The 10,079-nt window shown below is 52.7% G+C and carries 11 protein-coding genes; 4 read left to right on the top strand and 7 right to left on the bottom strand.

What is annotated here, in order from left to right:
* The first annotated feature begins 32 nt into the window (after positions 1-32).
* Positions 33-947: a tyrosine-type recombinase/integrase gene (locus ACP7BO_RS23680; protein ID WP_426212951.1), complete on the top strand. Its 915-nt coding sequence runs from the start codon at positions 33-35 to the stop codon at positions 945-947.
* Here the strand turns inward: ACP7BO_RS23680 and ACP7BO_RS23675 are convergent.
* On the bottom strand, positions 913-1,491 hold the full coding sequence (locus ACP7BO_RS23675) for an N-acetyltransferase (protein ID WP_426212950.1): 579 nt from the start codon (positions 1,489-1,491) through the stop codon (positions 913-915). The two genes, ACP7BO_RS23680 and ACP7BO_RS23675, sit on opposite strands and share 35 nt — an antisense overlap.
* A gap of 170 nt (positions 1,492-1,661) precedes the next feature.
* Between ACP7BO_RS23675 and ACP7BO_RS23670 the strand changes: the two genes are divergently transcribed.
* Complete coding sequence (locus ACP7BO_RS23670) at positions 1,662-1,928, top strand: type II toxin-antitoxin system RelB/DinJ family antitoxin (RefSeq protein WP_426212949.1); 267 nt, start codon at positions 1,662-1,664, stop codon at positions 1,926-1,928.
* Positions 1,929-1,964: 36 nt separating this feature from the next.
* On the opposite strand, the gene ACP7BO_RS23665 is transcribed toward ACP7BO_RS23670, so the two are convergent.
* On the bottom strand, positions 1,965-2,240 hold the full coding sequence (locus ACP7BO_RS23665) for a type II toxin-antitoxin system YafQ family toxin (RefSeq protein ID WP_426212948.1): 276 nt from the start codon (positions 2,238-2,240) through the stop codon (positions 1,965-1,967).
* A gap of 1,709 nt (positions 2,241-3,949) precedes the next feature.
* Here ACP7BO_RS23665 and ACP7BO_RS23660 point away from each other — a divergent pair.
* Positions 3,950-4,333 (top strand): hypothetical protein, encoded by a 384-nt coding sequence (locus tag ACP7BO_RS23660; RefSeq protein ID WP_426212947.1) that lies wholly within the window; start codon positions 3,950-3,952, stop codon positions 4,331-4,333.
* 61 nt (positions 4,334-4,394) lie between these two features.
* Here the strand turns inward: ACP7BO_RS23660 and ACP7BO_RS23655 are convergent, their stop codons facing one another.
* The 5 genes from ACP7BO_RS23655 to ACP7BO_RS23635 form a co-directional block, all read right to left on the bottom strand.
* A complete protein-coding gene (locus ACP7BO_RS23655) occupies positions 4,395-5,213 on the bottom strand; it encodes a RepB family plasmid replication initiator protein (protein ID WP_426212946.1) in 819 nt (272 codons plus the stop codon).
* Positions 5,214-5,582: 369 nt separating this feature from the next.
* Positions 5,583-5,873, bottom strand: a complete 291-nt coding sequence (locus tag ACP7BO_RS23650) for a hypothetical protein (protein WP_426212945.1) — start codon at positions 5,871-5,873, stop codon at positions 5,583-5,585.
* Positions 5,870-6,802 (bottom strand): integrase domain-containing protein, encoded by a 933-nt coding sequence (locus ACP7BO_RS23645; protein WP_426212944.1) that lies wholly within the window; start codon positions 6,800-6,802, stop codon positions 5,870-5,872. The genes ACP7BO_RS23650 and ACP7BO_RS23645 overlap by 4 nt, the downstream gene beginning before the upstream one ends.
* A 1,058-nt stretch (positions 6,803-7,860) precedes the next feature.
* Entirely contained in the window at positions 7,861-8,331 is a 471-nt protein-coding gene (locus ACP7BO_RS23640; protein ID WP_426212943.1) for an antitoxin Xre/MbcA/ParS toxin-binding domain-containing protein, read from the bottom strand.
* A gap of 158 nt (positions 8,332-8,489) precedes the next feature.
* Positions 8,490-8,822, bottom strand: a complete 333-nt coding sequence (locus tag ACP7BO_RS23635) for a hypothetical protein (protein ID WP_426212942.1) — start codon at positions 8,820-8,822, stop codon at positions 8,490-8,492.
* A gap of 262 nt (positions 8,823-9,084) precedes the next feature.
* Here ACP7BO_RS23635 and ACP7BO_RS23630 point away from each other — a divergent pair, with 262 nt between their 5' ends.
* The gene (locus ACP7BO_RS23630) at positions 9,085-9,954 is read left to right on the top strand and encodes a TIR domain-containing protein (protein WP_426212941.1); all 870 of its coding nucleotides are present in this window, start codon (positions 9,085-9,087) and stop codon (positions 9,952-9,954) included.
* Positions 9,955-10,079: the final 125 nt, after the last annotated feature.

Raw genomic sequence — 10,079 nt, 5'->3', positions numbered from 1 at the left:
TCGTTGCTGTTCCCGGGCTCGCTTTACCCGCGTTGATTGCAGTAGCAGGTAAGTCAGCAGAAACCCGGTTTGTTGAGTTTTTCACGGCCAACATTCGCAATCCCAATACGCGGCGGGCCTATGCGCGGGCGGTGAACGAGTTCCTGACCTGGTGCGCGGCCATCGGTGTACTCAATCTGCTCGCGGTGGGCCCACTGCATGTGGCGACCTGGATCGAGCTGCAAACGCAAACGCTGGCCGCACCCTCGGTCAAACAACGCCTGGCGGCGATTCGGCACCTATTTGATTGGCTGGTAGTGGGTCAGATCGTGCCGTATAACCCCGCCGCATCAGTGCGCGGGCCGAGCCATACAGCGCGTACTGGCAAAACTCCGGTGCTCGATCCAAGTGAAGCGCGACAGTTGCTGGACAGTATCGATATCAGCACTCACGCCGGGTTGCGCGACCGGGCGTTGATTGCGCTGATGGTGTTTTCCTTTGCCCGTATAGGTGCAGCGCTGAGCATGAAGGTCGAGGACGTCTATACGCAAAATCGGCGACTGTGGGTACGCTTGCGCGAGAAAGGCGGTAAGCAGCACGCGATGCCGTGTCATCACCAGTTGGAAGAATATCTGCACGCGTACCTGGAACAGAGCGGGATCAAGGGCGATCCGAAAGGGTCACTGTTTCGCACGATTCAACGTGGTACCGGGCAACTCAGTAACACGCCGCTGCCACAGGCCAATGCGCATGCCATGGTGCGGCGGCGAGCTTTGGCTGCCGGTATCAAGACGCCGATTGGCAACCACACGTTTCGGGCAACTGGCATCACGGCCTACCTGAAAAACGGTGGCACCTTAGAAAACGCTGCCGCCATGGCCAATCACGCGTCAACGCGTACGACCCAGCTGTATGACCGTCGCAGTGATGACATCAGCCTTGATGAAGTAGAACGAATTCGGGTGTGACCTTACCCGGCCCAGCCGGGCGACCTGCTGCGTGTTCACTGGCAACCCATTCCCAATATTTGCGGATGGACCGCTCGTTTTCGGACTCCGGTACCAGGTGTTGCCAGCGAAGTTTTTCTTCTTCCTGGTCAGCCGTTCGGATATCGCGCTTGATTTCTACGCCGGCAGCGGCAAACCGTTTGCGCGCCTTACTCCAGAATCCGACAGCGGTACCTACTTCGTGCAGAGGCACCAAGGGCACCTGGTGAGTGCACCACAGTCGCCAGAGTGTCGCCGTCGCCAGACCACGACGCCGAGAGTCACCCATAATTGTCAGGTCGTAGATGTAGACCCGATCGTTGAGCGGATTAATCCCATAGCTGATCTTCCCCGCGTGCTGGCCATCGACCTCGATGCCGGCGTCATACTCGGTCCCGGGAAAAGCGAAACAGCCGCGACAGACTTCCTCGCGCTCCGTCACTAGGCGGACATCGGCTGCACGCTCAGTCATAACTTTGGCTTGCCTTCGATGAAAAAAGTCCCGTACTGGCTCAAAAACGACCATTTTCCCTTCCCTGTCTAAAAGTGGTGATAACCGTTTTATCGTGAGTTTTCAGAGTGTGATCGACTGAAATTATCGCCGCCGATTGAGCGTTTTTTGTACAAATAGATGGACATTCCAATGAGTATGTTTATACTATACCCATTGTAGCTACAACGTGATCCGGAGATCCCATGGCCAACACTGAAGTCGTTCGCACTCGAATTGAGAGTGATTTGAAAGCAAGCGCCTCTACAGTCCTAGCTGAAATGGGGATGACTGTTTCTCAAGCAATCCGCATGATGCTTGTGCAAGTAGTTCAGACCAAAGAGTTGCCTTTTGATGTGAAGGCACCAACCCTCAATGCTCGTGCTCGCAAGGCTCTAGACGCTCCGATTGAAGAAAAGGGTATCCGTCAGCATGAAAATTCAGCTGAATTCTTCAAGAGTCTAGGAATCTAAGGCGAAGGCGACACCATAAGGTGTCGCCCTATCGTGTCAGTCTTCAAACAGGTGGGCTGCACTACCTGTTTGTTCGAGCGTGATCGTTCCTGCTGCCATGTTGCATGTGTAGATCAGCCACCAGTCATGGCTGATTAAGCAGCACCACGATCCACCAGTCCCTACAAGAGGGCTGTCGCAGTTCCGGACAGGAAGCGGCAGTTGGCTTGCAAGGATGCCCACAAGATCCTTGAATGGTGCGGGGTCCTTTCCTGAAGAAATTTGGTTTTTGAATTCTTCGCGGAACAGTTCAGTGTCTTGAATTTTTAGCAATTTTCGATCCTCTTTCAGTTTATTTTTAGGGTTTATGGATCGAAGCTGAGGCGACAGGCTTGGAACTTTTGTTTACGGTAAACCGATAAATGGTATTGACCGCACCGTCAATTCTCTTTAAATTACACACACACAGAGTGTAAGATGTGACCTAGCTACAACTTCGATACATCTCACCAGAATATCATCCTTTCTCGCTGAAACAAACAGCCTGAAGGGATTTTTTTTGCATTTTTTTTGTGCTGCTTTCTTTTGTAGGCGGCGCGGCGAACATGCGTAGCTTCGCACCGTGAAAAACGCGGGGGGTTGCCATCGTCTAGTTGCTCCAAAGCTCTTGAGGTAATCGACAATGGCAATTTTGGCAGGAGGAAACGTGACTTAAAATTGTTCGACGGCGCCGGTTAACTGAATATCCGACCGGGCATGTGAATTATTTTTTAATTTACCTTCGGCGTCCGGCCCGCACGCTTTGCTGAAGCCGGTGCCGCATCAGCTGATAGCCACCGGGATAGAGCAATGTCTGTCTTTGGCAGACTATCCCCGTACTCTGCCTCAGTCAGGCGCCGAATTATTAATGTCATTTCCATTGTTCGGCACTCGCTAAAGTCCTCGTGCGCCCACATTGTTCGCGCTAGATCTGCAACGTGAGCTCTTGTCGCTCTAGATGCAGCGTTACGGATTTCCACGTTAGTGAGGCGGTGGCTTATTGCTTGCTGCGGCGCTGATGGAGCGCTTGTGGCGGGCGACTCCTTCTCTGCGCGAGCTCTCCTTAGTTGGTCATTTTCTATAGTGAGTGTTCTAACCATTCTAGATAAGGCAGTGTTCTCGTCAGCCACAACCACTTTTTCCGCGTTAGATACCTCTAGCAATGCTTGCAGGCGGGCTATTTCTTTGTCTCCCTGGTCGTCTGGGCCAATTGTTCGGCTTCGCTCCAGGCGAATATTCAGTTTGCGCAGTTCAGCGAGGGAAGCTTCCGGGGTTTGGTTTTCAAGCTTCTGCGCGATAGGAGTGATAGTGGCTCCTTTCGAGGCGTAAGACCGCAGCGCTATCTCGCGTATCACCTCTGGTTGGCATGCCGCTATCTCGCGCTGACTAAGCAGCCATTCACGATTGATCGCTACATGCGCAGACTCAACTACCCCCACTCCGGTGTCGATAAATACTGAGGCGTACTTTTTTACGGCTATGTCTAGATAGGACCCTAGCTGGCCGTAAGTAATAGAGAAGCCTGGGATGCTTGCCCCATTTTTTGAGCCGGTAATGATGTCGCGGCCCAGCACCGCACGTGGGTTAAGTGAGTTAACAGCCTTTGCAATGGCTTTTAACACCTCTACGGATTCGCGCCGGAGTAATGCTATAGCGCTCTCGAGCGATACATAGTTCTCAGCTGAAAGCATCTAGACCTCGGCGCACCTAGCAAAATAGTGGATAAAACCACAGTGCCAAATGGTAACAGCAAAGCTCCGCCACGCCCAAACCACACTTTGCCACCGGGTAGCATCAGAAAAAGCCGTAGGCTGATCTGCACATAGCCATAGGGCCTTATCACTAATAGAAGAGCTGTCGGTCTGCGCGGAATCGGCCCCCCCTCACTTGCCCTTCTCAAACCTATATAGTGACGCGTCATATGACGGAGTTGAACCATGCGTCACACGATCGATGAGGCCGCCTCTCTGGTCCGAAGAACTCGCAGATCCTTGTACAGGGCAATGACCGAAGGCCGCTTAGCCTACGGGATAGCATCTGATGGGAGGCGCTATATCGATACTGCTGAGCTACTGCGCGTATACGGCGCTTTTGAAGTACCGTCACAAGACGTCACACCCCAAATGTCACATGACGTCACAGTAACAAATGACCTAGGGGAGGTCATTGCTAGGGCCGTAGCAAAGGCCGTAGCAGAAGCCGTGGAGCCACTGAGGCTAGAAATCGAAAAGCTGCGTCAGGAGAATGCCGAACAACGCTTGATTGAATACAAGCCGCAAAGACCGTCACTGGTTGAGCCACCGAAAGCCGGTGAGCTTCCTGCAATGAAGAAGAATGAGGCGGAAAGACCCCAGTCATTTGCGGATCTATTGGCCGGGATGGAGTGATCTCCCGTTCAGTGAGGCAAGTGTCGCGCCACGTTTTTCGAATCACGCAGCCCTCATCCAGTCATTCAGCGAGTGCCAAGGGGATCTGGTTAAGTCGGGCGTGTGCCGCGTCCCAGCTCTCACCAGGACGAGCGCGTTTGGCAACCTCAGCGTCTGTAAGCTTGCTGCTCTTGCGCTTTGCGGGCTTGGGTTCTGGTGTGATGGCAAAGATCAGGTGAGTAACAGTGCGCCCGGTCTTACGCTGGCTGTAGCTCGCACGAATATCGGTATGTTCATTGATTTGGGCCAGCGCCGGCTCAATGACGCTCCTTTTAAGGCTCTCGATGCGTGAATACGCGTCTGCAATTCCGAGAGTTTCCTTGAGCCATGCGATTTCCATCTCACGCTTGCCGAAGCTCAGGTGTTGCACCAGTAGCTCGTACAGGCGTACTGCGTGGACGCTGCTCATACGACCTATTTTCTCCAGGCGGTAGCTGGTGAATTCAGTCTCCAATCGCGTGATGTACGGCAGCATGTCGGTGGCAAAGCGCAACTGAACGGCCCCCGCGCCGTCAATGTAGCTGGCGGTAGATATCCAGCGAATCATGCTGACCCGTTCTTTACCGCTTTCCGGATGAATATCACGGGCCACGATAAAGCGGTTAAAGAGTGCCTTCATCGCGTCCTTGAGCTGGCCGTAAACACTTCCTTCATCCATACCGAACGCCTGAGCAAAACGCTTTGCCTCTATCGTGACAAAACCATCCGCTAACCCCTTCTGAGTTTCGCGGGCTTCGACGATGGCGTATAGGATGACCCGCTGCTCAATCAAATCAAGGCGGTAGCTGGCCTCGACCAGCTTATTTGACTTCACAACGATGGTCTGTTTTTTCGATGACATCGAGCATCCCTGCATGGCTTTCGCCAACAATACAGCATTAATAAATTTTTAGGTGCTTAAAGACGGAAATCTGGTGCTGCATGACCGGAAATCTGGTGCTGTATAACCGGAAATCTGGTGCTGTATGACCGGAAATCTGGTGCTGTATGACCGCTGTAAGCCGCGTTTTATAAGGCCTTCAGCTAGACTAAAAGCATTAAAAGCATTAAAAGCATTAAAAGCCCATGCGTGATTTATCCACAGGCATTTCCCCCTCACATAACGAGCAAAGAATCGAAGCCCTCACCGACTCTTACTGGAATATCTCCCTCATACGTCAGATCGCTAAGGTCTGCTATTTGAAGACGTTCAGACTGCCAAATATTCGACTCACGATTTACTCCCATGCGGTTTTGGCGGCTCAGTCGATTTGCCGCACAGCGTCCACAACACACAAAACGCTCGCCAATGGTTATAACGGGTAGCATCACTGAGATGCCGGGTAGCCCGCCAATAGCGAATGACATGCCCGGCACCGACCTGGGCCAACGAATGAGCCCCCTCTGCTGCACAAAACGCCGCCATGGCGAGCATCCGAGCCCGTTGTTGACGACGGTTGTCCTTACCGCCTTTGCGGACATAACCACGACTAAGGTTTTCAACTTCTTCGAGCAACTTCATCCCCGACCTCCAATGTATTCCGCAACCACATCAATGCGGCCATGGCCCAGCTCGGCACTAATTTGTTCCCGAGCCATTCGATCCTGATCCTTGTCAACAATGCCACCGGCAATCACCGGTGCGGGGTGCCCTGTGAGCTGCTGGTAACGCTCACAGGCGTAGGCCGCGCGCAAGTCGTGATAGCCGGTAATACCAACCTGCTGAAGAGGACCGCGGCCTTGACGCAGTGTGTTCTCGCGAAACTGTTTCCAGTTCTGTTCGACTGGAATCAGCGAGCGACGGGATCCCTGCAGCGTGGCAGCGTTCGCCAGGGCACTCAGCTGCCGCTCCTGACTGATGGGCACAATTCGAGCGCGCCCGCCCTTGGTACCGTCGATAATCGTCACTTGGCCGCGCTCACGGGCTTCCTGCAACGCCTTGTGGGCATTCAAGAAGGAAGCTTCTTTGCTACGCAGGCCCAGTTCCCGCGCCAATTCGGCCACGCCGGCGGCGCGTTCCTGATCATGGCCGCGTAGTTGCTCGAGGCTGCGCTCGAGTAAGGCACGATCCACGCCCAATGGAGGTGTCCCGCGCACCGCGCACCGCTGGGCGATGCCGCAGGCTTTGGTGGGGCTTACGCTCGACCAATTACGCACCAGGTGCATGACCGTATTGATCGCACTAACTAGGTTCTGCGCATACGCGGGCGATAACTCGCCGCGTTGGACCTGCTCAGCGAGTTGGCGCCCGTAGGCCTGCACCCCTTCCTGACTGATGCGTTCCAGCCGGCCGATGCCTTGGGCCCGTGCCACGTCGACAAACTGGGAAAAGCGCTCGCTCAGCGTGGCCACACTGGAAAACGACAGCTCGCCGCGCTGCGCCGCTCGATCGAGTGCAATACGGGCCGCTGAGGCCATGTTGCGGCTGCCTAACCCATAGTTTCTGGACATGGTGGGTTACTCCTGAAATGAAAGGTATCGACCTGGTTAGTCGGGTAGTTGTCTGCTCAGGACCACTGGATTAGGTAAGTTTTATTCGCACTCGATACGTTCGAGGCAACCGTGAGCAGGGGGCAGATTTTTTGGGCGGGCACTGCACTTCTTCCCGTACTTTCCTGAGAACCTTGATTCGGTATTCTTCGAGTGCTGGTCTAGCTAGAGAAACCCACACGAATTGGGCTCACTCTCGATCCGCGACTACCGTCAGGACTGGTTTTTTAGGTGGTATTGCGATTTTTCCAGCACTTTCACGCACTACGTGAAGGGCTGTAGCCCGCGTCTGGCGCAGGTTTGGTGGCGGCTGACACCAGCCGTCTCTGTGGAGCACAGAGACGGCTGGAAAGCAGGGCAAGTCCGTCAGACGTATGGGCGATGAAATGCCAATGACGACACACGTTCTTCGGATTCAACCTGTTGTTCAGCTTTTTGAAATTACGTTCTGACCTGCCGAAGGCCAGGTGCCGGGAGGCACATAAGGATGAGCATCAACCGCAAAAAAAAGGCACAACTCGGCCGCGGATGAATCGTTTGGATTTTTAATCTGCTGTGAATACTGCAGATTTGAAGGTTCTACGCCGATTTAGGTCGGCTAATTTTTTTAGCCACATAGGCTTAATTTTTTATGCCGCGTTTTTAGAGGGCTCGGCTTACCCTTTTAGTAGCGAAACACTTGATTTCGCTAGGTGCTTGGCCAGCATAGCCAATGGCCTTTCCAACGTCTAGAACAACGTTTCAGGAGGTAAATGTTCGAGGTGTATAGCCATCGCAAATGATCCCGTAGGCCAAGAGATAAAGCAGCGCTTATTCAAACGTCCTAGACGTCATCGGTTTTATGTACCGCTAAGAAAATGGTGCTGCGATTGCCTTGCGAGAGCCATAACAGCCCATGAATCATGATGGTCTGCCTATTCTTTGCGTGTGAATCGCATGAAAAACCATCGATCTGAGGCGAGAGATAAAACAGCGCTTATTCCAATCGAAGCAGACTTAAGCGGGTGCAGTAGTAGCAATCAAGCTGCTCCGCCCCACTCCAGTGCGTGCAGCACACGTCGAACCTGGGCCGCTCCGAGCCCCGTAGAGCACAGAATCAGCGGTATTGAATATCCCAAGGACTGGTTTGGTACTGACATCCAGCGTGTTGCGGCCTCCCGACTCTCAAACACTGATTTCGCCTGCAGGCAGACAATGGCAATTCGATCGAGTCGTTCCGATGCGACTGAATCCACCATTTTCTTTTGATGTAGGCGACGCTTAAGCGTGGCGAGTGAGGCATTCATCAGCATTGTTAAGTGGTTGTCTGAAAGGCTAAAGGTCGCACGCATAGCAAACACAAGCTGGGCAGAAACCCCGACTTTGATCTGTTGCAGCCGCTCTGCCTCCTTCAACTCTTGGAGGTGGGTACTGAAATCCCAAAAAACGTCGCTAAAATGCTGCCGTGTTGTGTTCGCCATACCGAGTTGAACTGCCGCTGGGATGTTCATGCTTCCTCCATCTAACCTTCCCGTTGTAACCGTATGAAGCCTTATGTACGACTCCAAAGAAGGCTTTTGAGGAACTGATTCCCCACTAAACACGAGTATAAAAAGGCCAAGAGATAAATCAGCGAATATTCAAATTGTGTGTGCTACGAAGGGATTCTCTAGTCTTGAATTTCAAGGCCATGCTCCTTTTCAAGGAAGCTTAATATCCGTGCAATGCCCGACATAATATCAAGCTGGTTCGCGCCGAAAGCGTAGTACCCACTGCGCAGGGCTTCGTCAGACACACTGTCAGGAATAGTGGATGAACGTACTTTTTGTCTTTCCCCATCAGGTGCACGGACTGTAAGTGGATATCTGTAGCTGCGGCCTTCAGCTTCTCTTGATCCACCTGGGCCATAATTTTGTATGTTGGCGTTGTAGCATTCTCTTCCAAGAATTCCTTCCAGTTGCACCAAAAGCGCACGCCTAGATTTAGACATTTTTTCAGTCACGATGACTCCTATGATTGAATCCACCAGATCACACCCGATCTAGGTTCGTGAAGCTCACGCAAAACGGTTTGGAAATAAAAAATCTTAAAGGCCTATTGTCGTATAAATCCTGAATTACGCTATACGCACAGCGGTTCTGGTTTGTTGGGCCTCATGGATGCCGTATCAACCAGTCGCAAATAGCGTGCACCGTGCACCGCATGTGTTGCCTTTTCTATATGTGATAATGTCCTTTATCACATATAAGAAAGGATTCGCCCCGATGGCCCGCGCTAAACCTCCAATCACTGCTACTGCTACTAAATTACAGACGCCTCAAAGCATAGAGCGAGGCATTGATCGATTGCAGGGACGTATCCAGGAGCTAGAAGGGTTTGATGTCCAAACGCTAGTGAAGGGGCGCTCTCCCGAAATCACCTCATTAGAGGTAGCAATAAAAGACACCTTGGAGCGGTGTTTTGGTGAACACACATCGGCGTTTAACCGCTTCCAATCGGCAGCCGATCTGCAGTACTCCAGTATGTCTTTGTACGGTGTAGATGATTACTCAACACCTACGAGAAGAAACATAGCCAATGCCATTGCGCTCCTAAAACAGGCACAGCGTACTTTAAGGGAGGACCTGGCCGACCATGAGCATTCGACTGAAATCAGCTCGTCAGTAAAGAAAGCGGCGGTCGTCCCATCTAATAGGGTTTTTGTCGTGCATGGCCACGATGACGCCGCGTACCAGGGCCTTGCGCGTTTCCTGGAAAAGCTGGGATTAGAAGCCATTATTCTCAAGGAGCAGCCTGATCAGGGCCGCACCATTATCGAGAAATTTGAGGATACAGCTGACGATATTGGTTTTGCGGTGGTGTTGTTAACGCCTGACGATATTGGTGCTTCGGTGAAGGCTGAGACCTCGGACGCCCGAGCGCGGCAGAATGTTGTTTTTGAACTGGGCTACTTTGCTGCAAAGCTCGGCCGAGGCCGTGTGTGCCTGTTGCGCAAAGGTCATGTGGAAATCCCTTCAGACCTGTACGGCGTCATTTATACCGACATGGATCCTGCGGATGGATGGAAAGCCAAACTGGTGGGAGAGCTCAAAGCCGCAAAACTGGACTTTGATGCCAACAGGTTTTGGCAGTGAACACGGTCGTTGCTGTTCCCGGGCTCGCTTTACCCGCGTTGATTGCAGTAGCAGGTAAGTCAGCAGAAACCCGGTTTGTTGAGTTTTTCACGGCCAACATTCGCAATCCCAATACGCGGCGGGCC

Origin of the sequence: Pseudomonas sp. TWR2-1-1 (genome assembly GCF_049897045.1) — a bacterium.
In the GTDB taxonomy this organism is placed as follows: Bacteria; Pseudomonadota; Gammaproteobacteria; order Pseudomonadales; family Pseudomonadaceae; genus Aquipseudomonas; species Aquipseudomonas versuta.
The sequence above is the reverse complement of the archived record's forward strand: the minus strand, read 5'-3'. Positions and strand labels throughout refer to the sequence as shown.

Bases quoted from the DNA above. Each gene is read 5' to 3' on its own strand.
- ACP7BO_RS23675 (WP_426212950.1), bottom strand. From the start codon at position 1,491: ATGGTCGTTTTTGAGCCAGTACGGGACTTTTTTCATCGAAGGCAAGCC.
- ACP7BO_RS23670 (WP_426212949.1), top strand. From the start codon at position 1,662: ATGGCCAACACTGAAGTCGTTCGCACTCGAATTGAGAGTGATTTGAAA.
- ACP7BO_RS23660 (WP_426212947.1), top strand. From the start codon at position 3,950: ATGACCGAAGGCCGCTTAGCCTACGGGATAGCATCTGATGGGAGGCGC.
- ACP7BO_RS23655 (WP_426212946.1), bottom strand. From the start codon at position 5,213: ATGTCATCGAAAAAACAGACCATCGTTGTGAAGTCAAATAAGCTGGTC.
- ACP7BO_RS23650 (WP_426212945.1), bottom strand. From the start codon at position 5,873: ATGAAGTTGCTCGAAGAAGTTGAAAACCTTAGTCGTGGTTATGTCCGC.
- ACP7BO_RS23645 (WP_426212944.1), bottom strand. From the start codon at position 6,802: ATGTCCAGAAACTATGGGTTAGGCAGCCGCAACATGGCCTCAGCGGCC.
- ACP7BO_RS23640 (WP_426212943.1), bottom strand. From the start codon at position 8,331: ATGAACATCCCAGCGGCAGTTCAACTCGGTATGGCGAACACAACACGG.
- ACP7BO_RS23630 (WP_426212941.1), top strand. From the start codon at position 9,085: ATGGCCCGCGCTAAACCTCCAATCACTGCTACTGCTACTAAATTACAG.